This is a genomic window from Stenotrophomonas genospecies 3 (assembly GCF_054473855.1).
This window is the reverse complement of sequence record NZ_JBTMUR010000004.1, coordinates 109922-134022: the sequence shown is the minus strand read 5'-3', so window position 1 is coordinate 134022 and position 24101 is coordinate 109922. Positions and strand designations below refer to the sequence as shown.

The following is a 24101-nucleotide window of genomic DNA, read 5'->3' as shown; positions in this document are numbered from 1 at the left end:
GGGGATGGCAGACATCATGGGCGCTTGCGTTGCAAACTGCATCCCTGCGGCGATGCTTTGCATCGCCATCCGAGGCACCGTTCACAGTTGGGGACCTGAGTTGTCGAGCCTTGATCCACGCGCCAGCGCCATGACCGCCGCCCCGCCCCTGGCGGAGCAGCCCCCCTTGATCGAACTGGACCGCGCCACCGTGGTACGCGGCCAGGTGAAGGTGCTGCACGGGCTCAGCCTGCGCATCGCACAGGGCCAGCACACCGCCCTGCTCGGCCCCAACGGCTGCGGCAAGTCCACCTTCATCAAGCTGATCACCCGCGAGCTGTACCCGCTGGCCCAGGGCGACGGCGCGGTGGCGGTGAAGGTGCTGGGCCAGAACCGCTGGCAGGTGGACCGGCTGCGCTCGCAGCTGGGCATCGTCACCGGCGACCTCAGCAGCAACCTGGCCGACATGCCCGGGCTGACCGTGGAACAGGCGGTGCTGTCCGGCTTCTTCGCCAGCTACGTGGTGCCGGCCTTCCGCGAGGTGACCGCCGACATGCGTGCACGCGTCGGCGAGACACTGGCGATGACCGGCGCGCTGTCGCTGCGCGACCGCGCCTACGCCGAGTTGTCGGCCGGCGAGACCCGCCGCGTGCTGATCGCCCGCGCGCTGGTCAATCGGCCGCAGGCACTCCTGCTGGACGAACCTTCCACCGGGCTGGACCTGGTTGCCCGCGAACAGCTGGTGGCAACCATGCGGGTGCTGGCACAGCAGGGCATCACCCTGGTGCTGGTGACCCATCACATCGAAGAGATCATTCCCGAGATCGAGCGGGTGGTGCTGCTGCGCGACGGCCGCGTACTGGCCGATGGCACCCGCGCCGAGCTGCTGCGCAACGAACCGCTGTCGGCGGTGTTCGGCGGCGCGATCACGGTGGTCGAACAGGAAGGCCGACTGACCGCGTACGCGGGATAGACAGATGCATCGCTCTCCGTAACCGTCTGTAGAGTCGAGCCATGCTCGACTGCCGTTCGCCGCGAGCAGAAGCAGCCGAGCATGGCTCGGCTCTACAGAAGGCGGGGCAGCGGGCCGGATGTTCCGGCCCGCCACCGCTTTGCTCAGAACCGCAACGCCAGTGCGCGCGACTCGATCGGTGCCATCCGGCTCTGGTCCTGCAGCTGCAGGTCGCGCAGCTCGTACGGTGCGCCGAAGCCGGCCGGCAATGCGGCCTGGTCGAACGGCAGCACCAGCTGGCCTGCGCCCGGGCCATCGAACCACGCGGCCGCATGTGCCTGTGCGACCGGCTTCAACTGGCCATCGCGGGCCGTGGCATACAGCGTGCCCCGTGCCTCATAGCGGCCTGCGGCGGCCACCTGCAATGGCAGTGCCACCTGGCGATTGGACGGATCCGGTGCCGCCTGGCCACTGAAGCGGGCAGTCGGCCGTGCCACCGCAAAGGCGACCTTGCCATCGCGCAGCACACCGTCGGCCTGGGCGAACACCTGCAATTCCCACAGCCCCTGTGCAGTACCGACATCGGCCGGGATGCGCACCTGCGCGCGCAGGCTGCCATCGGTAGTGCGCAGCAGGCGCTGCGGCCAGCTGCGGCCATCCGGCGCGACCAGCAGGGCTTCTCCGCCGAGGCCGCCACGGCGCGATGCCAGCTGCGCGGTGGTGGCGCCGTCTTCCAGCAGGCGTGCCTGCAGCTGCATGTTGCCGCCGGCCAGCACCTGCGCCTGGTTGGCCTGCACCTCCAGCCGCAGCGGGCTGTTCGGCTCCAGCACCTGCACCACGTAGCGGCCCTGGGCCTGCGCGCTCTGCAGCGTGTAGGCACCGACGGCACTGGTCGCGCCGGTACGCAGCATGCTGCTGCCATCGCTGACCGGCATGCCGGCGTCCTGCAGCGCGCGCGCATCGACACTGCGCGCCACGCTGCTGCGGCCGGCCGGGTCGCGCACCTGTAGCGTGTTGGCCGGCAGCGCGCGGGCACCGTCGGCCGGGCTCAGCTGGATCACCGCATCCGGCGCCGTCAGTGGCAGGTCCAGGCCGCGTTGCAGCTGCGTGCCATCAACCTGCTGCCAGTAGCTGCGGCTGACCGAGGCATACGGCGTGGCCGCCTGCAGCGGTTGTGCGGGGTCCAGCGCCCAGGCAAAGGCCAGTGGCGCGTGTTCGCTCTCATCGGTGGGAAGCGGCGCGGCTACCAGGGCGGCAGGCACCTGATCGCCCGCACGGGCGCCCTGCAGCGGCTGCGCGGCCTGCGCTGCGGAAAGGGACAGCACTGCCAGGGTGGCGCCGGCCAGCAGGGTGGATTGAATCGTCATGGTCGTCTCCCTCACTGGGTCAGGTCGTTGCGCAGCAGGGTGCCGAGGCCGAAGCACTCGCGGCGGCTCTGGTTGTGGCTGAGCGGTTCTGCACCCTGGGTACGCGCCTTGTCGGTGAACCAGGTGGTGCCGGCGGCCTTCTGGCTGCTGCACTCCAGGAAGCCATCGGAGCAGGACGACAGCCAGTTCTGGGTGAACTCCAGGCCGACGTTGGCGGCATAGCCACCGCAGTAGCTGTTGCTGTCCCACACCGCCGATTCCACATCGCTGCCCACCACCGCGCGGAACGGTTTGGGCAGGGCGGGACGGCCGGCGGTGCCGTACAGGTTCTGCGCGTTGTAGGTGGCCATGCTCGCCACCTGCTGTTGGCGCACGGCGTCGTTCTTGTAGCCCAGCAGCCAGCCCAGCGAGGTTTCAAAGGTGTTGCCGTTGAGCACCGCATCGGCCAACGGCGTGCCGGCCGAAGACGGTGCCAGCGCGTTGACCTTGCGCACCGTGCGGATGATCTTCGGATAGCGGCTGTCATAGGTCGGGTTGGACAGGATCCAGCGCATCACGTTGCCGCCGTTGGAGTGGGTGATCACCACCAGCTGGGTGATGCCACGGCTGTCGATGAAGCCGGTCAGCTGATTGGCCAGGCAGCCGGCCGCTTCCGGCTTCCACATGTACTGGGTGAAGTCACAGTTGATGACGACGTAGTTGCTGCTGTTCGGCAGGCCTTGGCGCACGGTGTCGATGATCGCCGGCTGCCAGTAGTCCTGGGTGGCGTTGGTCTGCGCGCCGGTGCCATGCACGAAGGCCACGCCTACCACGTCGGCGGCCTGCGCCGGCGCTGTTGCAAGCCCGAGGAGCAGGGCCAGGACGGTACTTCCTGTTGCGGTGCTGCGCATCGCTTCTCTCCCTCTGTCTTCGGATCCCCCCGACCCGGCTGGAACTGGACGGCCCTGGCGCTTGCCGTTGTGCCGATGCTCGCGGTGCAGCGGCGTGAAAGTCCGTGCGCTGCGCCCGGAATCAGGAGACTGACGTCAAACGATGACGCTTTTCATATCGCGACAATGACCATGCCGGGTCTGGCCGTATGACCGATGTCCACTGCAGTGTCGTATGGGGGCTGCGATCATGGCGCGTTGTTTTCTCTCCCGGAGCCTGTCCATGTCGCTGATTTCCCACCCTGCCCGCCCGCTGCTCGGCCTTGCCGTCGTCGCGGCCCTGGCCGGTTGTGCCGCCACCGCCGCCAAGCCGACCGCCGTCGAAGCCAACATCACCACCAAGGCGGTGGGCTATCTGGACAAGAGCGCGGTTCCGGCCAGCCTCGACCTGGTACCGGCACCACCGGTGGCCGGTTCGGCCGCGCTCGCCCTGGACGAGCAGGTCAGCCGTGAAGCCCGCGCGCTGCGTGGCAGCCCGCGCTTCGCCCAGGCCGGTGTCGATGCGGAACTCGGTTTCCCCGAAGGCGCCAACCACTTCTCCTGCGCCGCCGACATCGACGTCGATGCGGTGAAGACCCCGGCGCTGTATCGCCTGCTGGAGCGCAGCCGGATCGACGCCAGTGCGGCGACCAAGGCGGCCAAGAACCACTACCAGCGCCCGCGCCCGTTCATGGTCAATGGTGAACCGACCTGCTCGCCGAAGGACGAGGAAGGCCTGCGCAAGAACGGCTCGTACCCGTCCGGCCACACCTCGATCGGCTGGGCCTGGGCCCTGATCCTGTCGGAGATCGCACCGGATCGCGCCGATGCCATCCAGGCGCGCGGCCGCAACTACGGCGAGAGCCGCCTGGTGTGCAACGTGCACTGGCAGAGCGACATCCTGGAAGGCCGCTTCATGGGCGCCGCCGCCGTGGCCCGCCTGCATGACAACGCCGCGTTCAACAAGGACCTGCTGGCCGCACGCAAGGAGATCGCTGCCGCGCGCAAGGCCGGCCTGCACTCCAGCCGCGACTGCGCGGCCGAGGAAGCGGTGCTGAAGGTGCGCCCGCAGAGCGCGCTGTAAGCGCCTGGCGGTTCAATTGTTGCCGGCCAACGGCCGGCACTACCGATGGGTGTAAAGCAGAAGGGCCGGCATTGCGCCGGCCCTTCTTCATTGCATCAACGCAGCCACCGCATCAGAACTTCGCGGTGAACTCCACGCCCCAGGTTCGCGGCTCGTTGAGGAAGCCGGTCAGGTTGTTGAAGTCGATCGCGCCGACCACGCGGGTCTGGTTGGTCAGGTTGCGGCCGAACACGGCCACGTCGTACTGGCCGTAATCCCAGTTGTAGCCCAGGCGCAGGCCGCCTTCCAGCGAACTACGGCCGCGGAATTCCGGCGACTCGTAGATGAAGAAGTTCACCGCGCTGCGGTAGGCCCAGTCGGTGTAGGCATACAGCTCGCTGCCATCGCTGAGCGGGAAGCCGACACGCAGGGTCGCGTTGTGGATCCACTTCGGCGCCTGCGGCAGCGGATTGCCGTTGACCAGTGCGTAGGTGCCACCGTTGATGACGGTGGTCGGGTCGTTGATGGTGCAGCCACCGCCGCAGATCGCTACCGCCAGATCCTTGTCCTTGATCTCGGTGTCGTTGTAGCTGCTGCCGAAGGTCAGCAGCACGTTGTCAGCCAGATAGGCTTCCAGGTCCAGCTCCACGCCCTGGCCGATGGTCTTGTCGGCGTTGAGCAGGGTGGCGGTGTTGTTGGTGCCGCCCACGGCGATCAGCTGCTGGCCGTCAACGTTGTAGCGGAACACGCTCAGGCCCAGGCGCGCACGGCGCTCGAACAGGTCGGCCTTGATGCCGGCTTCGTACGAGATCACCTTCTCCGAATCGGCCTGCGACAGGCCCGGCGCGAAGGCCAGGCGGCCCTGGATCGACGGCGCACGGAAGCCCTTGGCCACGCGGGCGTAGGCATTCACGTTGTCGGTCAGCTTGTACACGCCGCTGACATCCCAGCTGACGTCGTTGACGTCGGTGTTGGCCAGGTACGGGCCACTGACCGGGGTGCCGAACGGAAGGACGGCCTGCAGCACGCTGGCGTTGAAGTCCTTCTTGTCCTGGGTGTAGCGCACGCCGGCGCGCAGCTTGAAGCGGTCGGTGACATCGAAGTCACCCGAGGCGAACACCGCCCATGCCTTGTTGCGCTGGTTCTGCACCACATGGCCGGTCTGCGGGTTGCCCGGCTTCAACGAGTTGTAGTTGAAGTTGTTGATGGTCACGTCTTCGTCGAAATAGAAGACGCCGGCCTGCCAGTCGAAGCGGCCCCATTCGTTGGATTCGACGCGGAACTCCTGCGTCCACTGGCGATGGTGCGGCAGGCCGTCGGCCGACTCCGACGAGAACGGGATGAAGCCCGGCCCATAGTTGCCAGCGCCCAGCGATGCGTCGCCGTAGCCACCGTCGATGTCACCACGATTGAGCGATTCGGCGGTTTCATAACCGGTGATCGAGTGCAGGGTCACCGAGCCGAGGTTCCACTGCAGGCGCGCGCTGCCGCCCCAGGTCTCCAGGTCGGAGAAGTTGACGCCGTCGTTGGCCACCTTGTCGCGGTCGAAGTTCTCGACCAGCGAATTGCCACCCTTTTCGATGATGTTGGCGCGGAACAGGCGCGCGGTACCGTTGAGCTTGCGCTTGTGCAGGTTGAACAGTGCTTCGAAGTCGTCGCCTTCGTACAGGAACTGCACGCGGCCGGCGGCTTCGTCATAACCTTCGAAACCGCTGTTGGGCGCACCGGCGCGGGTGTTGTCGACCCAGTCGTCACGGCGCTGGTAGATGGCCGAGACGCGTGCCGACCAGCGGTCGGTCAGCGGGCCGCCATAGGCGCCCTGCACGTTCCAGCTGTTGTAGCTGCCATAGCCCACGCGCACGTAGCCGTCGGCATCCTGCGACGGGCGCGCCGAATCGAACTTGACCACGCCGGCCGGGGTATTGCGGCCGAACAGCGTGCCCTGCGGACCGCGCAGCACTTCCACGTTGGCCAGGTCGAACAGCGGGAAGCCCTTCAGCAGCGGGCTTTCCTGCACCACGTCGTCGTACACCAGCGACACCGGCTGCGACGCATTGAGGTCGAAATCGGTGTTGCCCAGGCCACGGATGTAGAAGCGCGGGAAGGCACGGCCGTAGGACGACTCGATGTTGAGGCTGGGCACGCGCGCGGCCAGGAAGCGGATGTCATCGCCCGCCGAACCCAGCACATCGAGCTTCTCGCCCTGGATCGCGCTGATCGCGACCGGCACGTCCTTGGCGTTCTCGACGCGGCGCTGCGCGGTCACCTGCAGGGCATCAAGGGCAACCGGATCCTTGGCAGCGGGAGTTTCCTGGGCGGCTGCTACCAGCGGCAACAGGGCGGAAAGAGCGGCAACGAGGGGGCGCGCGACCGGAAGGCGGCCACGGGAAGTGCGGGTCGGAGACATGGCGGTAGGCTGTGTTTGGAGGGGTGGTAAAACGGCGCTACCAGATAATTGTTGCAATACAGCACCTGCCCCGCAAATGCCTGCCGTTCATGGCCGCGTCGCTCCGGCCCCCGCGCCCTCGCTAGACTCGGGGTTTTCCAGCCCTGCAGAGCCGCCGCGATGACCCAGTGGTACTTCCATGCCTCTGCCCAGGCCGAGCGTATCGGCCCGCTTGATGACGAGGCCGCGCGCCGTTATGCGCAGGCCAACCCGCGCGCCCTGGCCTGGTGCCAGGGCATGAGCGGGTGGACCTCGATTGCCGAGGTGCCCGAACTGCAGTCCGCGGCCCCGGGCATGCCGAACACCCCGCCGCCGGTCCCCGCCGCGGCCAGCGGTCGCGCCGACGACATCGAGTTCCGCATCGTCGGCCATGAAATGCAGTTCGTGGAGATCGAGCTCGACCCCGGTGAGAGCGCCATTGCCGAGGCCGGCGCATTGATGTTCAAGGATGCCACCGTGCAGATGGACACGGTGTTCGGCGCCGCCAACGGCGACCAGGGCGGCGGCTTCATGGGCAAGGTGATGGCCGCCGGCAAGCGCGTGCTGACCGGCGAGAGCCTGTTCGCCACCGTCTACACCCAGAGCGGCCACGGCAAGGGCAAGGTCGCCTTCGCCGCGCCCTACCCCGGCACCGTGCTGGCAATGAAGCTGGACCAGCATGGCGGCCGCCTGATCTGCCAGAAGGACAGCTTCCTGGCCGGCGCGCGCGGCGTGCAGATCGGCGTGCAGTTCCAGCGCAAGATCATGACCGGCCTGTTCGGCGGCGAAGGTTTCATCATGCAGAAGCTGGAAGGCGACGGCTGGGTGTTCATCCATGCCGGCGGTTGCGTGGTGGAGCGCGAGCTGGCCGCGGGCGAGCGGCTGGATGTGGATACCGGCTGCGTGGTGGCCTACCACCCGACCGTAGACATGGACGTGCGCCGGGTGGCCGGCATCAAGAGCATGCTGTTCGGCGGCGAAGGCGTGTTCCTGGCCACGCTGACCGGCCCGGGCAAGGTCTGGCTGCAGTCGCTGCCGTTCTCACGCCTGGCCGGCCGCATGTGGATGGCCGCGCCGCAGGGCGGTGGCCAGAACCGCGGCGAAGGCTCGGTGCTGGGCGGCCTGGGCCGGATGCTGGACGGCGACAACCGGTTCTGACCGCCCCCGGTCGTGCCGGCCGCTGGCCCGCAACCTCATGGACCTTGGCGCGCATCCCGGTAGTGCCGGCCGCTGGCCGGCAGCCTCATGAACCTTGGCGAGCGTCCCGGTAGTGCCGGCCGCTGGCCGGCAGCCTCATGAACCGCTGCCAGGTTCCCAATGATTGCCGGCCAGCGGCCGGCACTACCTTTATGAATGGGCGATGTTTCCTACCCTGCCCGCCCCGCCACGGCTTCGGTATGCTGGCGCCCTTTCCTGAATCCGGCGCCGCGAGCGCACTGCCGATGAGCCTGTTCCGCCCCCGCATGCTGCTGTCCGTCGCCCTGATCGGCCTGCTGGCCGGCTGCGGTGGCGACCCGGTCCGCCCCACACCGCCGCCGGCGCCGACCGTGGTGCCGCAGGCCAAGCCGGTGAAGATCGGCATCGCCCTCGGTGGTGGCGCAGCCAAGGGCTTCGCGCACATCGGCGTGATCAAGATGCTGGAAGCCAACGGCTTCGAGCCGGCCGTGGTGTCCGGCACCAGCGCCGGCAGCGTGGTCGGCGCGCTGTACGCCAGCGGCATGGACGCGTTCCAGATGCAGAGCAAGGCGGTCGCGCTGGACGAAGCCAGCATCCGCGACGTGCGCCTGTTCTCCGGCGGCCTGGTGCAGGGCCAGAAGCTGCAGGACTACGTCAACGAGCAGGTTGCCAACCGTCCTGCCGAGCGCCTGAAGAAGCCGTTCGCCGCCGTCGCCACCCAGCTCGAAACCGGCGAGCGCTCGATCTTCGTGCGCGGCAACGTCGGCCAGGCGGTGCGCGCGTCCAGCAGCATTCCCGGTGTGTTCGAACCGGTGAAGATCGGCGGCCGCAACTACATCGATGGCGGCGTGGTCAGCCCGGTGCCGGTGGATGCCGCGCGCCAGCTCGGCGCCGACTTCGTGATCGCCGTGGACATCTCCAGCAAGGCCAGCGGCAAGGCGCCGACCGACATGCTGGGCATCGTCAACCAGTCCATCTCGATCATGGGCCAGCGCCTGGGCGAACAGGAACTGGCACGCGCCGACATCGTCATCCGCCCGAAGGTGCTGGACATCGGCGCCGCCGATTTCAGCCAGCGTGGCACCGCAATCCTGGAAGGCGAAAAGGCCGCGATGGCAGCCATGCCGCAGATCCGCGCCAAGATCCAGCAGCTGCAGCGTGCACGTGCCGCCGCAGCCGCACCGGCACCGGTGGCCGCGCCGAAGTGCGAGGAAGCCTCGCGCCTGGGCAAGCTGATGGGCCGCAAGGGCAAGTGCTGATCTGAGCCGGTGTGTCGCTGCCAGACTGCGACGCGCGTGCTAGCGCGTGGGCCGGTAGCCGCTGGCCTGCTGTCGCTCGCGCCTGCGCTTCTGGCGCGCCTGCTCCTGCAGTGTCGCCGTGTGCTGCAGCTGTTCCATGCCATCGGCCGGTACGTGCAGCTGGCGTCGCGCACGGGTCAGCGCCAGATAGACCGCGCGCACCGGGTTGTGCCAGATGCGCCCGCCCTGCCCCGCACTGAAGCAACCGGGCGACAGCGAGACCACGTCGAACTGCAGGTTCTTCGCGTGTTCGGCCAGGCACAGCGCCACCCGCCCTTCAGCGGGCGTGTCCTGGTCATCAAGCGCTTGCAGCAGTGACTGCACCCGATCGGCAGACGCAAACAGTTCGACCAGCGCGCCCTGCCCTTCGTCGGCCTGCGTGGCCAGGAAGCGCTCCCATTCCTGGTCCGATGCGCTGTCGCGGCGCCGGCGCCACGCATCCAGTGGCCGCTGCAGCACGCTGCGCAGCGCGCGCAGCGATGCCGGATGCAGGTAGGGCCGCAGCCCGAGTGCGTGCAGCTGTGCCGCGTCCAGGGCCAGATCGGCGACGCTGCCATGGATGCGCAGGCCCTCGCTCGGCACCTGCGCCCAGTCGCGGTAATGCAGCACACCGGTGGCGCGGTCGGTGGCACCGACGAACGGCCCACTTTCCTGGCCCAGTCCATCCAGTGCCAGGGTCTGGTTGACCAGACCCTCGACCTGGTTGCCCTGGCGCACCGACTGGTGCATTTCCAGCACCTTCGACGCGGCCCAGCGCGGCACCGTACCGGTCAGGCACTGGTGCGGATCACCCAGGCTGACCACGCCAGGCGCATGGCCGGCCAGCAACTGCTTCCACGACGGGCTCAGGTCATGCGCCTCGTCCACCAGCAGCATGCCCATGTCCAGCGGCGGGGTGACGCCGCGCAGCGCCAACCACTTGCCAATGTGCGCCGGGCTGAGGCTCAGCAGCGTGCCCCGCTGCAGTTCGGCGTCGAACATGCAGCGCCAGACGTGCTCGGCGGCCGCCATGTACGGTGACACATCGAGCATCGCGGCAGGCACCGAACGGTCGAAATGCTGGAAGGCCATGCGCGGCGCGGACGAGGCGCACCAACGGTTGATGGCCTCGAACGCGGTCAGCAGCACCTGCTCCGGGCTGCGCCCACCGATGCCCTGCAGTCCGATGCGGCCGGCAATCTCGCGCGGCGTACGGGTGCTGCGCCGGTAGCTGGCAACGAAGCCACCGGTCTGGCCGCTGCGCGCGGCGTGCTGGGCCACGCGGTTGGCGAACTCGATCTGGGTCAGCAGGCGCACCGCAGTGCTGGCCGGCACGCGGGCGCGGAAGGCTTCCACCTGCCCACGCGAGGGCGCCACGTAGGTGTAGCGGCCCGGCCGCGCATCCATCAGCGCCAGCACCAGGTGGCCCTTGCCGGTGCCGGCATAGCCATCGAGGTCGATCAGCTCATCGGGGTTGGCGGCGATGGCGCGCAGCACGCGGGCCTGCTCTGAGGTGTACAGGCCATGGTGTTCGACCGACCGCGCGTCCGCGGCGGCGACGTCATCCTGCGTGGCCTCGTCGTCGTCACTGGAAAAGGTGGCGGGAAAGCGGATCTCATGTTCGACCAGGGTTTCCTGGCAGGCCTGCTGCAGGGCCAGGCCCGGGTACTCCCGTGGCGACTGCGCGATGACGTCCTGCAGGATCTCCGCCGGCGCCAGCAGCACGCCGTGGGCAGCCAATGCGGTCAGCCAGGCATCCAGCTCCGGTTGGCCACCGCCACCGGGCCCGGCCAGCTGTGCAGCCGCGCCTTCGTTGCCAGCAAACAACGCGCAGGCATCATGCAGCAGGCGCTCGATCTCGGCCGCCGGATGCAGGCGCGTCCGGCACAGCTGCGCGGCCATCAGGCCGGCCTGCTCCACTGCGGTCTGCGGTGGCGTGCCATGGGCAACGTAGCGCGCCAGCGACTTGCGCTGCAGCGGCAGGAACGTGGTGGTGGGCAGCGGGTGCTGGAGTTCGGACATGCGTGGAACCGGAAAGGAACGCTGCGACGCGCGCAGGGCGGAGATGCTCGGCTACCCGCCCGGCGCCGTCAAATCGCAGCGGCGCGTTCATTCCAGCTGCGACAGCGGCAATGCCTGGAAGCCCTTCACCGTGCGCAGCACGAAGCTGGAATTGGCATCGGCCACGCCACCGGCGTTGAGCAGCCGGTCAAGCAGGAAGTGCGAGAAGTGCTCCAGGTCGCGCACGTAGACGTGCAGCAGGTAGTCCATGTCGCCGGTCAGTGCATGGCAGGCCACCACTTCATCCCAGCCCTGCACGCTGTCCACGAAGTGGCCGATGGCGGCCTGGTCGTGCTTTTCCAGCTGCACGCGCACGAAGGCCTGCAGGCCCAGCCGCAGCTGCCGTGGCTCCAGCCGCGCGCCATAGCCGACGATCACGCCCTCGCTTTCCAACCGCTGCAGGCGACGCAGGCAGGCAGAGGGCGAGAGGTTCACCCGCGTCGCCAGCTCGGCGTTGGTGGCGCGCCCATCCCGCTGGATTTCAGCCAGCAGACGTATATCCGTGCGATCGAACTGGACTTCTCCGGCCATTGTTGCCCCGCAACATGGTGAGTACGCAAGGATATTGCGCCAACAAGGCCAATCGGCGCAACTTTTGCAACCCTGTTGCGCGCGCCCTGCCCTAGCATCGTGGGTATCTCATCCCGGAGTGCCCCATGGACCTCGCCCAGCCCCGCCGCGTCGAACACCAGCAGACCGACAAGGGCTACGTGCCGGTGTATACCACCGCGCTCGTCGAGCAGCCGTGGGACACCTACAGCGCCGACGACCACGCCACCTGGAGCACGCTGTACCAGCGCCAGCGCGAACTGCTGGTCGGCCGCGCCTGCCAGGAATTCCTGGATGCACAGGACGAGATGGGCATGAGCGCGCACATGATTCCGCGCTTCGACCAGCTCAACGAAGTGCTCGGCGCCGCCACCGGCTGGACCCTGGTCGGCGTGGAAGGCCTGCTGCCGGAACTGGACTTCTTCGACCACCTGGCCAACCGTCGTTTCCCGGTGACCTGGTGGATCCGTCGCCCGGACCAGATTGATTACATCGCCGAGCCGGACCTGTTCCACGATCTGTTCGGCCATGTGCCGCTGCTGATGAATCCGGTGTTCGCCGACTACATGGAGGCGTACGGCCGTGGCGGCGTCAAAGCCCACGCGATCGGCCCGGACGCGCTGCAGAACCTGACCCGCCTGTACTGGTACACGGTGGAGTTCGGCCTGATCGATACGCCCGACGGCCTGCGCATCTACGGCGCCGGCATCGTGTCGTCGAAGGGCGAATCGCTGTACTCGCTGGAGTCGGCCGCGCCCAACCGCATCGGTTTCGACCTGCAGCGGATCATGCGCACGAAGTACCGCATCGACACCTTCCAGAAGACCTACTTCGTCATCGACAGCTTCGAACAGCTGATGCAGGCGACGTCGCCGGACTTCACCCCGATCTACGCGGCGCTGTCTGATCAGGCGCATCTGCCGGCGGGCGATGTGCAGGCCGATGACCGCGTGTTCCAGAAGGGCACCGGCGAAGGCTGGGCCGACGGCGGCGATGTGTAAGCGCACGGCGTACAGCGCTTCGCATTGAACGGAAAACGGCGCACCTGAATGCGCCGTTTTCGTTGCTGCCTGCCTGCACCGTCACGGCAGTGCAGGCGAGGGCAGGGCGATCAGGCGTCCACGGCCCGGCAGGAACCGCGCACCATCAATTGCGGATGCACGCTGGTTGCGGTCGGCGCATCCGGCACGTCGGCCTGCACCAGCATCGCCGCTGCCATGCGCCCGATGTCGGACACATGGCGGCGCACCGAGGTCAGCGGCGGCCACAGCCGCGACGCCAGCGGGCTGTCGTCGTAGCTGACGATCGACAACTGCTGCGGCACCGCGATGCCCGCACGCAACGCCACCTGATACACGCCGGCAGCCATTTCGTCGTTGCCGGCAAAGATCGCACTGGGCCGTTGTCCGCCCATCAGCAGCCGTTCGGCGGCATGCACGCCGGACTCGAACGTATCGCCCGCTTCCAGCACGCGTTCACCCGGCAGGGTCAGGCCCACCTGCGCCAGCCGGTCGAGGAAGCCATGGGTGCGCTCGCGTGCGGTACGGCGGTCACCCGGACCGGCAATCACCGCGATGTCGCGGTGGCCGAGCGAGAGCAGGTAGCCCGCTGCCGCGGCTGCACCGTCGCGATCATGGGTGACCACGGCCTGTGCCTCGTCATCCGACACATGCGCGTTGATGCGGACGTAGCGGCATTCAATGCCGTCGAGCATCTCCGTCAACGCAGCTGACTCGGAGGCACGCGGGCCCAGGATCACGCCATGCAGCTTCTGCTGCTGCACGAAGCGCCGCACGCCGTACGCACAGTCCGGAGCCAGGCTGTCGCAGGGATGCACGACCAGTTCATAGCCGGTGCCGCGCAGCGCTTCCAGCGCGCCGTGCTGCAGGTCGACGATGCATTGGGCGCCCGGGTCGTCATACACCAGGCCGATCAGGAAGGAGCGGCGGAACGCGAGGCCGCGCGCCAGGGGGTCGGGCACGTAACCGACCTCGCGCATCAACGCCTCGACCTTGTCGCGGGTGTCTTTGCGCACCAGCGGCGAGTTGTTGATGATTCTTGAAACCGTTTTCTTGGAAACTCCCGACAGTCGTGCGATGTCGTTGATCGTGGCAGCCTTGCCCTTCGATGCCGGCAACGCGGCATCGCTAATGATTCGCACTGACATGTATAGAACCAGGTAAGTCGGAGAATTCTAGCCTTGCGCCCGTGGGGCGCGAAGTTGCGGAATGTCGCAGCGAAGATGGATCGCGTCGTGTTCGACCGCTTCTGCTGCGCGAGGTTCCATTGTGATCGCTCTACTTGATGTCCATCTGAACCGTTCTTCCGCGCGTGTTCACCTTGAATGCGGGCGCGACGCGCGCGAACGCCAACATTCCCTTAACCACGCTCCGCTACAGTCGGGGCATGGACCTGCAGACTTCTCCGTTTCCGGTGTTCCGTGGCCGCGACAGGTTGATCGCTGCGGTCGACGCGGCGATGACCTCCGGTGATGCCGAGCGCATCACCGCCGACCTGCAGCTGGCGCTGCAGGAAGCCATCGCGGACAGCCGCATCGAATTGCCCGAGTGCGTACACCGTCCGGTCAGTGATCATTACGCGCGACGCCCGCTGTACCACAGCCGCGAACACGGCTACAGCGTGATTGCCATGAGCTGGGGCCCAGGGCAGGGCACGCCGCTGCACGACCACGATGCCATGTGGTGTGTGGAGGGAGTGTGGTCAGGCGAGCTGGAAATCACCCGCTATGAACTGCTGGAGCGCAACGGTGAGCGCTGCCGCTTCCGCCGCCACGCCGTGCTGCGCGGGGGCTGCGGCAGTGCCGGCAGCCTGATTCCGCCGCACGAGTACCACACCCTGCGCAACGCCAGCAACGAAGCGCTGGCGATCTCGGTTCACGTGTACGAGGCGCAGATGGAGCGCTCGGCGGTGTTCGATCCGCTCGGTGGTGACTGGTACCAGCGTCGCATCCAGGCATTGCAGGCCGACCCGGCCTGAGCCGGGGGCAGGGCGGGGCACCACCAGCACCGTCGTGAGCCACGTGGCATCATGCGCCGCTGCGCTGCCGGACCCGGCGGCGATCCGCGATGCCCGGTCGGGCAAGGAGCAAGACGATGTCCAGCGCTGATCCGCGCCTGCGCGCGCTGTTGAAGCTGGCACCGGTGATTCCGGTGTACACCCCCGAAGATGTGAATGAAGCGGTCGAAGTGGCCCAGGCGCTGTTCCGCGGCGGCCTGCCGGTGATCGAAGTGACGCTGCGCACGCCGCAGGCGCTGGATGCGATCAAGGCGATGGTCGAGGCCGTGCCCGATGCGGTAATCGGTGCCGGCACCGTGCTCAACGCCGCGCAGATGCAGGCAGCCAAGCAGGCCGGTGCGCGTTTCGCGGTGTCCCCCGGTGCCACGCCGACGCTGTATGCCGCCGCGCGTGATGCCGACCTGCCGTACCTGCCTGGTGCCGCCACTGCCTCCGACCTGATCTTGGGCCTGGAGCACGGCCACGACACCTTCAAGTTCTTCCCGGCGGTGCAGGCCGGTGGCGCTGCGTTGCTGGCGGCCTGGCACGGCCCGTTCGCCGATATGCGCTTCTGCCCGACCGGCGGCATCAGCGCGCAGACCGCGCCGCAGTTCCTGCACCTGCCCAACGTGCTGTGCGTGGGCGGCTCGTGGCTGACCACCCCGGCGCTGCTGCAGACCCGCGACTGGGATGCGATCGAGCGTCTGGCCCGCGAGGCCTCGGTACTGGCCGGCTGAACCGCTGCACGAATCGTCAAAGGTTTGATCGTGATCAAAGCGCCGGCCTCGAGCCGGCGTCATTCTGTGGGCAAGCGCACTACGGAGATCCGAACATGAATTCGACCATGAAGGCCGCTGTCGTGCGTGAGTTCGGCAAGCCACTGGTGATCGAGGAAGTCCAGGTACCGCGCCCGGGGGCGGGCGAAGTACTGGTCAAGATCGAGGCCTGTGGCGTCTGCCACACCGACCTGCACGCCGCCGAGGGCGACTGGCCGGTGAAACCGAACCCGCCGTTCATCCCCGGCCACGAGGGCGTGGGGCACGTCGTGGCCGTGGGAGGCGGGGTAGGGCACGTCAAGGAAGGCGACAGGGTCGGCATCCCCTGGTTGTACTCGGCGTGTGGCCATTGCGAACACTGCCTGGGTGGCTGGGAAACGCTGTGCGAGACACAGCGCAACACCGGTTACTCGGTCAACGGCGGCTTCGCCGAGTACGCACTGGCCGATGCCAACTATGTCGGCCTGCTTCCGAAGGACGTGGGCTTCGTCGAGATCGCGCCGGTGCTGTGCGCCGGCGTGACCGTCTACAAGGGCCTGAAGGTCACCGACACCAAACCCGGTGACTGGGTGGCGATTTCCGGCATCGGTGGCCTGGGCCACATGGCGGTGCAGTACGCCCGCGCGATGGGTCTGAACGTGGCTGCGGTGGATGTGGACGACAACAAGCTGGCATTGGCCCGGCAGCTCGGCGCGCAGATCACCGTGAACGCGCGTACCACCGATCCGGCCGCCTTCCTGAAGAAGGAAATCGGCGGCGCGCACGGCGCCCTGGTCACCGCGGTGTCGCCGAAGGCGTTCGAGCAGGCGCTGGGCATGGTCCGCCGTGGCGGCACGGTCTCGCTCAACGGACTGCCGCCCGGTAATTTCCCGCTGGACATCTTCGGCATGGTGCTCAACGGCATCACCGTGCGTGGCTCGATCGTCGGCACCCGGCTGGACCTGCAGGAGTCGCTGCAGTTCGCTGCCGAAGGCAAGGTCGCGGCCACGGTCAGCACCGACCGCCTGGAAAACATCAACGACGTGTTCGCGCGCATGCATGCGGGCACGATCGAAGGCCGCGTGGTGCTCGACTTCGCCGCCTGACCGCCTGTGCATGGCCGCCGTCGCTCCGTCCCCCTCTCCCACGGACGCGGCGGCCATGCCTATCCCCCGGTGGTGCCGGCCGTTGGCCGGCAAACCCCAGGCATTTCGCGCCGCCGTACAATGCGCGCATGCCCGACCTGCTCAAGACCCTGTTCCTGTCCCTCGTCGCCCTGATCGGCGGCGTGCTGTCGCTTGCGCTGGTCAGCAGCGTCGCCAGCTGGCTGCCCCCGCTGGTGGGCATGTCGCCGGACAACAACAGCGTGCAGCTGGGGTGGGACCTGGCCTTCAGCGTACTGGGCGGCATCGCCGGCATTTCCTTCGGCACCTACTACGCGCCGTGCTGGCCGCGTTCGCATGGGTTCTCGATCTGGTCGCTGATCGCGCTCGGCTGCGCCTACGCAATGTGGACCGCAGGCGCGGATTTCCCGCTCTGGTTCGTCATTTCGCTGCTGGCATCGCTGCCGTTGCAGCTGCTGGCCGGCTGGTGGTTCGGTCGCCGCGCGTCGCGCGATCCGCGCTGAGCGCATCCAGGTAGTGCCGGCCGCTGGCCGGCAACCTCGCCCATCCTACAGGTGCCGGCCAGCGGCCGGCACTACCGCTTCAGCGACGGCAGCGTCTGCTTCAATCGCGCGATGCCCTGCCATGGGTCACCCTTCAGCCGCTTGGCACGCGCCAGCGCCTTGGCCATCGGAAACGCGTCGGCCGCGCTCACCCGCGCCAGTTCTTCCCAGCGCAGCGGCACCGCCACGCCGCCAGAATCGCGTGCACGCAGCGACCACGAGCACACGCTGGTGGCGCCTCGGGTGTTGCGCAGCCAGTCGATGAAGATGACGCCATTGCGCTTCGCCTTGCTCATCGTCGCCACGTAGCGGTCCGGCGCCTGCTCCGCCATCGCCTGTGCGAACGCCTCGCAGAATGCCTTGGCTTCGCCCCAGCCAGCCTTGGGCTGCAGTGGTACCACCACGTGCACCCCCTTGCCGCCAGACAGGCGTACGAAGCTCTCCAGACCCACCTGCTGGAGGCGGTCACGCACATCGCGTGCACCGGCTTTCACCTGTGCCCAGCTGACGCCGTCACCAGGGTCGAGATCGAACACCAGTCGATCCGGATGCTCCGGGTCGGCCACGGTCGCACCCCAGGGATGCAGCTCCAGCGTGTTCATCTGCACCAGTTGCAGCAGGCCCCGCGCATCGTCGATGTAGACGTAATCCTCGCGGCCGCTCTTCTGCAGGAGGGGCACCGCATGTACCGCATCGCCCAGGCCGGGGCCATGATGCTTCTGGAAGAAGCAGGCCTTGCCGACGCCATCCGGACAGCGCAGCAATGACAGCGGACGTCCGGCGATTTCGGGCAGGATCCAGCGCGCCATGCGCTGGTAGTAGTCGGCCACGTCGCCCTTGCTCAGTTTCTGCTTTGGAAACACCACCCGCTCAGGATGGGTGATCTGGACCTCACCTCCGGCTTCGGCATCTGCGGTGCTCATTCCCAGGTCCTCCTTCTGCTTGTCGCTGCGCAACCGCTTGAAACTGGCCTGGCGCAGCAGGCCTTCCTTGCCCCAGCCACGGAACGCCACCTCCGCCACCGTCACCGGTTTCACCCAGCGTACGCTGGCTGCGCGGAACGGCACATGCGCCGGCAGCTGCAGCACCGGCGTCTTCACTGCCAAAGGCTGCAGTGCCTTGAGCAGCGCGCGCAGGCGCTCGTCGTCGAAGCCGGTACCCACGCGGCCCACATAGCGCAGCCCGGCCTTGTCCGGCGTGGCCAGAAGCAGCGAGCCGAATCCCACCCGGGAACCCTTGGGTGCCGTATAGCCGACGATCACGAACTCGTCGGTGTCTTCGTGCTTCACCTTCACCCAGCTGCGCGCGCGGGTGTTTACGTACGGCGCATCCACCTGCTTGCTGACGATGCCTTCGAAGCCGGCCTCGCCGCTGGCATCGAACACCTGCGGCCCATGGTCGACCACGTGTTCGCTGAAGGCCAGTGTGCCGGGCGCCGGCCCGATGAGATCCTTCAGCAGCGCCTTGCGTTCCAGCAACGGCGCACGACTGATGTCCACGCCGGCCACACCCGGAAGATCGAACACGATGTAACGCAACGGTTGCTTCGAGCTTCCATCGATCACGCGCTGCAGTGCTGCGAAATCGCTGCGTCCTTCCTTGTCCAGAACCACCAGCTCGCCATCCAGGCGCGCATCGCGCACCGGCAGCGCCAGCACGGCCTGCGCGACCTCGGGAAAATCGGCCGTCCAGTCCAGGCCGTTGCGCGAGCGGAGTTTCACCTCGCCATTGTGCAGATCGGCCAGCAGACGATAGCCGTCCCACTTGATCTCGTGCAGCCAGCGCTCGCCGTCGGGGGCACTGTCGCGATGATCGGTCAACTGCGGTTTGAACCCAAGGGGAAAGGGCGTATCACGTGCGCCGTGCAGTTGCAGCGCGCGTGCATGCCAACGCGCATCGGCCTTGCGCGTGGTCGTGCGTGCGACGGGTGCAGCACGCGCCGCCTTCGCTGTGGAACGCTTCTTCGCCGCAGATGCTCGTTTCGGCGTGGGTGCCGTCAGCAGGTCATCCGCCTCCGCGTCGCGCGCTTCGCCGTCGTCGCGCTTCATCAGCAGCCACTGCACCTGGCGGCCTTTCATCGCGGTCCGCACCAGCTTCCAGCCACCGGCCAGACGTTGCCCGTGCAGCACGAAGTCGATCTTTCCAGCCGCCAGCGCCTGCAGTGGATCGCCTTCACAGGCCCAGGTGCCGTGATCGAAGACATCCACGTGGCCAGCGCCATAGTGGCCTTCAGGAATGTCTCCTTCGAAACCGGCGTAGGACAACGGGTGATCTTCCACCTCCACGGCCAGCCGCTTCTCACCAACGCGCAGCGAAGGCCCCTTGGGCACAGCCCAGCTCTTCAGTACGCCGTCCATTTCAAGGCGGAAGTCATAGTGACGCGAGCTTGCGTGATGCAGCTGGATGACGAAGGTCGGCCGCCGCTTCGGATCGCCGCGTGCGGGCGTGTCGTCAGGCTCCGGCGTCTGCCCGGCGCCACCACCCAGTCTGCGCTTGCGCCGGTACTGGTGCAGCGACATGGTTCAACCTGCCTTGCGCCGCGTGGTCTTCTTTATGTTTATGGCCCTTTTGGCGGCCTTCTTCGCAGCCTTCTTCGCCGGTGCCTTGCGCATTGCCGGCTTCTTCGCCGGCGTGCGCTTGTTGGCGTCCAGGCTCTTCTGAAGCAACGCCATGAAATCCACCACATTGGTGGTGGCATCTTCACGTGGTGCGGGCTCGTCTTCCACCCGGGTAGTGCCGCCCTTGGATTTGATGCGCTTGTTCAGTACCAGCTGCAGACGCTCGCGGAACTCATCGTGATAATCCGAAGGATCCCAGTCACCGGCCATTGACTCGATCAGCTGTTCGGCCATCGCCGTTTCCTTGCTGGTGATGCGATAGTCGGACAGTTTTCCGGTGGGCAGCTTGTAGTCCTCGGGATCCACCAGCTCCTGCGGATAGCGCAGGATCATCAACACCAGCGCGTCCTCATGCGGCATCACCGCGCACAGGTATTCGCGCGTGCGCACCACCACCCGCGCGATGCCCACCTTGCCGGTACTGCGCAGCGTTTCGCGCAGCAGCACATAGCCCTTTTCGGCCTTCTTGCCGGGCACCAGCAGATACGGTTTCTCGTAGTAGCGTGGGTCGATCTGCGCCGCATCCACGAACGATTCCACCTCCACCGCTTCGTGGCTTTCCGGCGCCGCCGAACGGATATCACCTTCCTCCAGCACGACATAACTGCCCTTGTCGTACTCATAGGCTTTGACGATGTCCTTCCAGGGCACTTCCTCACCGGTGTCGGCGTTGACCCGTTCGAAACGGATCGGCTTGCGATCGCGGGAGTCGAGCATGCGGAACTGCAGATCGACCTTGCGTTCGCCGGACATCAGTGACACCGGCACGTTGAGCAGGCCAAACGACAACGTGCCGGTCCAGATCGGGCGGGCCATGGGCGCACCTTTGGCGGGGCAGGGTGCCCAGCGTGGGCCGGAGGGCGTAAACCAGCCGTGTCCGTGCCGTGCACGTGGGTTCTACGGAAAGCGGTAGTGCCGGCCGCTGGCCGGCTGAGGCTCGCGGCCTGAAGTTTCCTGGGGTTGCCGGCCAGCGGCCGGCACTACTGCAGCAACGGCCTCACCGCCGCCGCCGGAATATGGTCCAGTGCGCGCCAGGCGTCCTCCACCACCGGCCTCGCCTGCGACCAGCTCAACCGCGACTGCCCGCGCATCTGCTCCCAATGCTCGGCCAGTTCCTCGCAGGTATCGGCGGCATCACCGCGCGGCCAGTCGGCAGCGTGGGTAGTCAGCGCGAAGGCATACACCGGGCACAGATCGCGCCAGTTGCGGTGGCTCTGGCCTCGGCGCTCTTCGTAGTCACTGAGCATGTACTGCAGGTAGTCCTGCGCCACCGCCTGCGGATCTTCCTGGCGGCGCGTGCGGCGCTGCGCGGTGCGCTGGCCGAGCGGATCGAGCAGGGCGTTGAACACGGACGGTGCGGGTCGTTCAAGACGGGGCATGGCCGGCTCCTGCAGCGGGGGCGGGTGGGCAGGAATACGCGCGGTGCCGTTACCGGGGGGTGAGCGAGATGTTCATGACGCCAGGTTCGCGGCGGCTTTACCTGCAGGGCGGTGTAGTGGGAGCCCCCGAGTGCAGGTACCAGACCATGAGCCGAGAGACCTCACGAGACCCGCTGCGCGAAAACCACCCGCCCATTCCCGGCGAGCAGCGCGGCAAGCGCGATGCCGACAATGCCGACTACCGCGGCACCGGTGCACCGTTCTTCGATGCCGAGCATGCCGGAGAGCATCTGCCGGTGAAGCACGAGTCTGAACAGGCCGCGCTGGACCGCAAGGACGGCGGCGACCGCCATCGTGGCGGCCAGGAAAGCCCGCTCAAGCGGCGTGAGCGCAAGCAGCGCGCCAGCGACAACCAGGATGAGGCGCTGGAGGAGACCTTCCCGGCCAGCGACCCGACCTCGCCGTTCGTGCCGGCCAAGGCCCCCGACTGACGGTAGTGCCGGCCGCTGGCCGGCAACCTCCTGACGTCCTGCACGGCGCGATTCTGGCCAGGGCCCCCGACTGACCGGTAGTGCCGGCCGCTGGCCGGCAACCTCCTGGCGCCCTGCACGGCGCGATGCCGGCCACGGCCTCCGATTTACGGGTAGTGCCGGCCGCTGGCCGGCAACCTCCTGACGTCCTGCACGGCGCGATGCCGGCCAGCGGCCGGCACTACCACTTCAACGCCACGACCACTGCAGGCCGACGTTGGCCCGCCGTCCCGGTCCCGGCTCGTAGAAGCGGCCATTGCCGTCATTGACGATCACCGAGCCGATGTAGGCCTGGTCCAGCACGTTCTCCAACCGTGCGAAGGCCCGCAGCTCGCCACCCGGCAGGTTCCAGCGACGCCCGCCTTCCAGATGCAGCAGGGCGAAACCGGGCGCACGTTCGGTCGCCACGTCGTTGACCACGGTATCGCTACTGGCGGACGCCTCCAGCGCCCATTGCCAGTCGGCGGGGGTCCACTGCAGCCTGGCGAATGCCTGCTGCTGCGGCACACCGGGCAGGCGGCTGCCCGCGGCGACCACGCTGTTCGAGGTCAGGTACGGCGAGCGCACCTGCGCCTGCAGCCATGTCCATGCCAGCTGCAGTTCCAGCTGCTCGGCCAGCGGCTGTCGGTACTGCAGTTCCACACCCTGGCGGCGGGTGCGGCCGATGTTGCGATAGGTGCTGCGCCCACCAGAGTTGCTCGCAACTGCCAGCTCATCGTCGGTATCTGCGCGGAACAGGCTGATATCAAGCTGGGTTCCGTCCTGTGCGTGCCATTTGCTGCCTATCTCCAGATTGCGGCTGCGCGCGGCCGCCAGATCCAGTGCCAATCCCGCGTGGCCGTCGGCGCGATACCCCAGCTCATTGAAGGTAGGCGTCTCGAAGCCCCGGCCCACGGCGGCGTGCAGCCGCCACTGCGGGCTGGCCTCGAAGCTGACACCTGCCACCGGCGTGGTTGCCTGATAGCGACGGTGGCCGCTGTCGTCCGGATTGCGCCCGGTGATGTAGCGGTCATTCGATTCGAATCGCACGGCGCTGTGGCGCAGCCCGGCCAGCAACGACCAGCGCGGGCTCCACTGCCACCAGGCCTGGGCGAACTGGTCCACGTTCTGCACGACGTCGATCTGGTCACGACGCAGGCGCCCACGCACGCCCAGGGTGCTGCCGATGAAGTTCTCGTAGCCGGTGCGATGCTGGCGCTGGCGGTCGGCGCTGAGCCCGGCCACAAGATCCAGCGGTCGGCCGGCGAGGTCGCCGTGCCAGCCCCAGCGCGCGTCCAGTCCGCCGTAGCCCGCGTCCAGATCGATCACGCCGCCCGCATGCAACGGGTTGGCCTGTGCGGTCGGCGGAATCGGCAGGTACTGGGTGACCTCACGCTGCCCGGCATAGCCCATCAGCTGCCAGCGCTGGGTGTCGGTTTCCCGGGTCCAACGCAACCCAGCCTGCTGCTGGCGCACCGATTTGCGGGTGTTGTACTGGTGAGCCACTGCCGTGGCCTGGCGCGGATCGGCCGCCACCTGGGAACGGCTCAGGCCCAGCGGATCCTGCGCATCGGGGGCATCGAGCGCGTTGAGCAGCAGCTCGAGCCGTCCACCGCCCAGATCACCACCAATACGTGCGTTGAGCGATTCACGGCGCGCGCGGCTATGGTCCCGCCAGCCATCGGTGCGGAAGTGATTGGCGGCGATGTTGTAGTCCAGCGCTTGGCCGGCACCCTTCAGTTGCGCGCCGACACTGAGCGTGTTGTCGGCGCCGGCGTTCACGCGCAGCCGCCACGGGTCGCCGGCCTGGCCCTGCGCGCTCCAGACCTGCAGCACGCCGCCGGAGGAATTGCCGTACAGCGCCGAGAACGGCCCGCGCAGCACCTCGATGCGTTCGGCGCCCAACAAGCTGGCGTGCGACAGCTGGCCCTGGCCATCGGGCATGGTCGCCGGCACCCCGTCGATCAGCACCCGCACCCCGCGCACACCGAAGGTCGAGCGCGCACCGAAGCCACGGATCGACAGCTGCGTATCCTGAGCGAAGTTCTGCCGGTCGCGTGCCAGTAGTCCCGGTACGCCGGCCAACGCCTCGGACAGCTGCGCGCCGGTGCCCGCGCGGCTGGCGTCGATCCAGACGGTGTCCAGGCTGGCCGGCAGCGCGAACGGGTCGATACCCGGCACCCGCGCCACCTGCACCTGCACGGCGGGCAGGGCGGTGGGCGCAGGCTCGGCCATGGCCGCCAGTGGCGACAGCAGCAGGGCGGACAGCGGCAGGCAACGGCGTCGTGCGGCAGGATTCATGATTCAGGTTGATGGATCGGGCGGCAACGCACGCCATGGTACGGGGCCGCGGATGACGATGGCGGCGGCCAGCCCCGGCAGGCTTTGTTACGATGGGCTGT

General features: G+C 67.7%; 20 protein-coding genes. 10 read left to right on the top strand and 10 right to left on the bottom strand.

Annotated elements, in window-relative coordinates:
* Nucleotides 1–130: 130 nt before the first annotated feature.
* On the top strand, nucleotides 131–952 hold the full coding sequence (locus ACX9OT_RS07190; RefSeq protein ID WP_049398997.1) for an ABC transporter ATP-binding protein: 822 nt from the start codon (nucleotides 131–133) through the stop codon (nucleotides 950–952).
* Nucleotides 953–1095: 143 nt separating this feature from the next.
* Here ACX9OT_RS07190 and ACX9OT_RS07185 read toward each other — a convergent pair whose 3' ends face one another.
* Nucleotides 1096–2298 (bottom strand): DUF4785 domain-containing protein, encoded by a 1203-nt coding sequence (locus ACX9OT_RS07185; protein ID WP_277779112.1) that lies wholly within the window; start codon nucleotides 2296–2298, stop codon nucleotides 1096–1098.
* Nucleotides 2299–2309: 11 nt separating this feature from the next.
* Nucleotides 2310–3188, bottom strand: coding sequence for a hypothetical protein (locus ACX9OT_RS07180; RefSeq protein WP_032128674.1), 879 nt, complete (start codon nucleotides 3186–3188; stop codon nucleotides 2310–2312).
* 262 nt (nucleotides 3189–3450) lie between these two features.
* On the opposite strand from ACX9OT_RS07180, the gene ACX9OT_RS07175 reads away from it, so the two are divergent.
* The gene (locus ACX9OT_RS07175) at nucleotides 3451–4290 is read left to right on the top strand and encodes an acid phosphatase (RefSeq protein ID WP_277779113.1); all 840 of its coding nucleotides are present in this window, start codon (nucleotides 3451–3453) and stop codon (nucleotides 4288–4290) included.
* Between the two features lie 112 nt (nucleotides 4291–4402).
* Here the strand turns inward: ACX9OT_RS07175 and ACX9OT_RS07170 are convergent, their stop codons facing one another.
* The gene (locus ACX9OT_RS07170) at nucleotides 4403–6676 is read right to left on the bottom strand and encodes a TonB-dependent receptor (RefSeq protein ID WP_049462417.1); all 2274 of its coding nucleotides are present in this window, start codon (nucleotides 6674–6676) and stop codon (nucleotides 4403–4405) included.
* Nucleotides 6677–6835: 159 nt separating this feature from the next.
* Here ACX9OT_RS07170 and ACX9OT_RS07165 point away from each other — a divergent pair, with 159 nt between their 5' ends.
* Together ACX9OT_RS07165 and ACX9OT_RS07160 are read left to right on the top strand one after the other, a co-directional pair.
* A complete protein-coding gene (locus ACX9OT_RS07165) occupies nucleotides 6836–7852 on the top strand; it encodes a TIGR00266 family protein (protein ID WP_032129262.1) in 1017 nt (338 codons plus the stop codon).
* A 284-nt stretch (nucleotides 7853–8136) separates the two neighbouring features.
* On the top strand, nucleotides 8137–9129 hold the full coding sequence (locus ACX9OT_RS07160; RefSeq protein WP_049462459.1) for a patatin-like phospholipase family protein: 993 nt from the start codon (nucleotides 8137–8139) through the stop codon (nucleotides 9127–9129).
* 39 nt (nucleotides 9130–9168) lie between these two features.
* Here the strand turns inward: ACX9OT_RS07160 and ACX9OT_RS07155 are convergent, their stop codons facing one another.
* Both ACX9OT_RS07155 and ACX9OT_RS07150 read right to left on the bottom strand, forming a co-directional pair.
* Nucleotides 9169–11169 (bottom strand): hypothetical protein, encoded by a 2001-nt coding sequence (locus ACX9OT_RS07155; protein WP_049462432.1) that lies wholly within the window; start codon nucleotides 11167–11169, stop codon nucleotides 9169–9171.
* An 87-nt stretch (nucleotides 11170–11256) separates the two neighbouring features.
* Complete coding sequence (locus ACX9OT_RS07150) at nucleotides 11257–11739, bottom strand: Lrp/AsnC family transcriptional regulator (RefSeq protein ID WP_004153377.1); 483 nt, start codon at nucleotides 11737–11739, stop codon at nucleotides 11257–11259.
* Between the two features lie 125 nt (nucleotides 11740–11864).
* On the opposite strand from ACX9OT_RS07150, the gene phhA reads away from it, so the two are divergent.
* On the top strand, nucleotides 11865–12758 hold the full coding sequence (gene phhA, locus ACX9OT_RS07145; RefSeq protein ID WP_049462434.1) for a phenylalanine 4-monooxygenase: 894 nt from the start codon (nucleotides 11865–11867) through the stop codon (nucleotides 12756–12758).
* Nucleotides 12759–12868: 110 nt separating this feature from the next.
* Here the strand turns inward: phhA and ACX9OT_RS07140 are convergent, their stop codons facing one another.
* Nucleotides 12869–13924, bottom strand: a complete 1056-nt coding sequence (locus ACX9OT_RS07140) for a LacI family DNA-binding transcriptional regulator (protein WP_032129266.1) — start codon at nucleotides 13922–13924, stop codon at nucleotides 12869–12871.
* Between the two features lie 239 nt (nucleotides 13925–14163).
* Here ACX9OT_RS07140 and ACX9OT_RS07135 point away from each other — a divergent pair, with 239 nt between their 5' ends.
* From ACX9OT_RS07135 to ACX9OT_RS07120, 4 genes are all read left to right on the top strand, one after another.
* A complete protein-coding gene (locus tag ACX9OT_RS07135) occupies nucleotides 14164–14754 on the top strand; it encodes a cysteine dioxygenase family protein (RefSeq protein WP_049399007.1) in 591 nt (196 codons plus the stop codon).
* Nucleotides 14755–14870: 116 nt separating this feature from the next.
* On the top strand, nucleotides 14871–15509 hold the full coding sequence (gene eda / locus ACX9OT_RS07130) for a bifunctional 4-hydroxy-2-oxoglutarate aldolase/2-dehydro-3-deoxy-phosphogluconate aldolase (RefSeq protein WP_049462437.1): 639 nt from the start codon (nucleotides 14871–14873) through the stop codon (nucleotides 15507–15509).
* A gap of 95 nt (nucleotides 15510–15604) precedes the next feature.
* A complete protein-coding gene (gene adhP / locus ACX9OT_RS07125) occupies nucleotides 15605–16633 on the top strand; it encodes an alcohol dehydrogenase AdhP (protein ID WP_049462439.1) in 1029 nt (342 codons plus the stop codon).
* Between the two features lie 128 nt (nucleotides 16634–16761).
* A complete protein-coding gene (locus ACX9OT_RS07120; RefSeq protein WP_134950647.1) occupies nucleotides 16762–17154 on the top strand; it encodes a hypothetical protein in 393 nt (130 codons plus the stop codon).
* A gap of 71 nt (nucleotides 17155–17225) precedes the next feature.
* Here ACX9OT_RS07120 and ligD read toward each other — a convergent pair whose 3' ends face one another.
* From ligD to ACX9OT_RS07105, 3 genes are all read right to left on the bottom strand, one after another.
* Nucleotides 17226–19712, bottom strand: coding sequence for a DNA ligase D (gene ligD, locus ACX9OT_RS07115; protein WP_277779114.1), 2487 nt, complete (start codon nucleotides 19710–19712; stop codon nucleotides 17226–17228).
* Between the two features lie 3 nt (nucleotides 19713–19715).
* Nucleotides 19716–20627: a non-homologous end joining protein Ku gene (ku, locus tag ACX9OT_RS07110; RefSeq protein ID WP_277779115.1), complete on the bottom strand. Its 912-nt coding sequence runs from the start codon at nucleotides 20625–20627 to the stop codon at nucleotides 19716–19718.
* A 164-nt stretch (nucleotides 20628–20791) separates the two neighbouring features.
* Nucleotides 20792–21190, bottom strand: coding sequence for a hypothetical protein (locus tag ACX9OT_RS07105; RefSeq protein ID WP_010487387.1), 399 nt, complete (start codon nucleotides 21188–21190; stop codon nucleotides 20792–20794).
* Between the two features lie 146 nt (nucleotides 21191–21336).
* Here ACX9OT_RS07105 and ACX9OT_RS07100 point away from each other — a divergent pair, with 146 nt between their 5' ends.
* On the top strand, nucleotides 21337–21681 hold the full coding sequence (locus tag ACX9OT_RS07100; RefSeq protein ID WP_032129273.1) for a hypothetical protein: 345 nt from the start codon (nucleotides 21337–21339) through the stop codon (nucleotides 21679–21681).
* Between the two features lie 228 nt (nucleotides 21682–21909).
* Here the strand turns inward: ACX9OT_RS07100 and ACX9OT_RS07095 are convergent, their stop codons facing one another.
* Nucleotides 21910–24000: a TonB-dependent receptor family protein gene (locus ACX9OT_RS07095; protein ID WP_049462447.1), complete on the bottom strand. Its 2091-nt coding sequence runs from the start codon at nucleotides 23998–24000 to the stop codon at nucleotides 21910–21912.
* Nucleotides 24001–24101 lie beyond the last annotated feature (101 nt).

Excerpts from the sequence above, each read along its gene's own strand:
- ACX9OT_RS07190 (WP_049398997.1), top strand. The coding sequence starts at position 131 with ATGACCGCCGCCCCGCCCCTGGCGGAGCAGCCCCCCTTGATCGAACTG.
- ACX9OT_RS07185 (WP_277779112.1), bottom strand. The coding sequence starts at position 2,298 with ATGACGATTCAATCCACCCTGCTGGCCGGCGCCACCCTGGCAGTGCTG.
- ACX9OT_RS07180 (WP_032128674.1), bottom strand. The coding sequence starts at position 3,188 with ATGCGCAGCACCGCAACAGGAAGTACCGTCCTGGCCCTGCTCCTCGGG.
- ACX9OT_RS07175 (WP_277779113.1), top strand. The coding sequence starts at position 3,451 with ATGTCGCTGATTTCCCACCCTGCCCGCCCGCTGCTCGGCCTTGCCGTC.
- ACX9OT_RS07170 (WP_049462417.1), bottom strand. The coding sequence starts at position 6,676 with ATGTCTCCGACCCGCACTTCCCGTGGCCGCCTTCCGGTCGCGCGCCCC.
- ACX9OT_RS07165 (WP_032129262.1), top strand. The coding sequence starts at position 6,836 with ATGACCCAGTGGTACTTCCATGCCTCTGCCCAGGCCGAGCGTATCGGC.
- ACX9OT_RS07160 (WP_049462459.1), top strand. The coding sequence starts at position 8,137 with ATGAGCCTGTTCCGCCCCCGCATGCTGCTGTCCGTCGCCCTGATCGGC.
- ACX9OT_RS07155 (WP_049462432.1), bottom strand. The coding sequence starts at position 11,169 with ATGTCCGAACTCCAGCACCCGCTGCCCACCACCACGTTCCTGCCGCTG.
- ACX9OT_RS07150 (WP_004153377.1), bottom strand. The coding sequence starts at position 11,739 with ATGGCCGGAGAAGTCCAGTTCGATCGCACGGATATACGTCTGCTGGCT.
- phhA (WP_049462434.1), top strand. The coding sequence starts at position 11,865 with ATGGACCTCGCCCAGCCCCGCCGCGTCGAACACCAGCAGACCGACAAG.
- ACX9OT_RS07140 (WP_032129266.1), bottom strand. The coding sequence starts at position 13,924 with ATGTCAGTGCGAATCATTAGCGATGCCGCGTTGCCGGCATCGAAGGGC.
- ACX9OT_RS07135 (WP_049399007.1), top strand. The coding sequence starts at position 14,164 with ATGGACCTGCAGACTTCTCCGTTTCCGGTGTTCCGTGGCCGCGACAGG.
- eda (WP_049462437.1), top strand. The coding sequence starts at position 14,871 with ATGTCCAGCGCTGATCCGCGCCTGCGCGCGCTGTTGAAGCTGGCACCG.
- adhP (WP_049462439.1), top strand. The coding sequence starts at position 15,605 with ATGAATTCGACCATGAAGGCCGCTGTCGTGCGTGAGTTCGGCAAGCCA.
- ACX9OT_RS07120 (WP_134950647.1), top strand. The coding sequence starts at position 16,762 with ATGCCCGACCTGCTCAAGACCCTGTTCCTGTCCCTCGTCGCCCTGATC.
- ligD (WP_277779114.1), bottom strand. The coding sequence starts at position 19,712 with ATGTCGCTGCACCAGTACCGGCGCAAGCGCAGACTGGGTGGTGGCGCC.
- ku (WP_277779115.1), bottom strand. The coding sequence starts at position 20,627 with ATGGCCCGCCCGATCTGGACCGGCACGTTGTCGTTTGGCCTGCTCAAC.
- ACX9OT_RS07105 (WP_010487387.1), bottom strand. The coding sequence starts at position 21,190 with ATGCCCCGTCTTGAACGACCCGCACCGTCCGTGTTCAACGCCCTGCTC.
- ACX9OT_RS07100 (WP_032129273.1), top strand. The coding sequence starts at position 21,337 with ATGAGCCGAGAGACCTCACGAGACCCGCTGCGCGAAAACCACCCGCCC.
- ACX9OT_RS07095 (WP_049462447.1), bottom strand. The coding sequence starts at position 24,000 with ATGAATCCTGCCGCACGACGCCGTTGCCTGCCGCTGTCCGCCCTGCTG.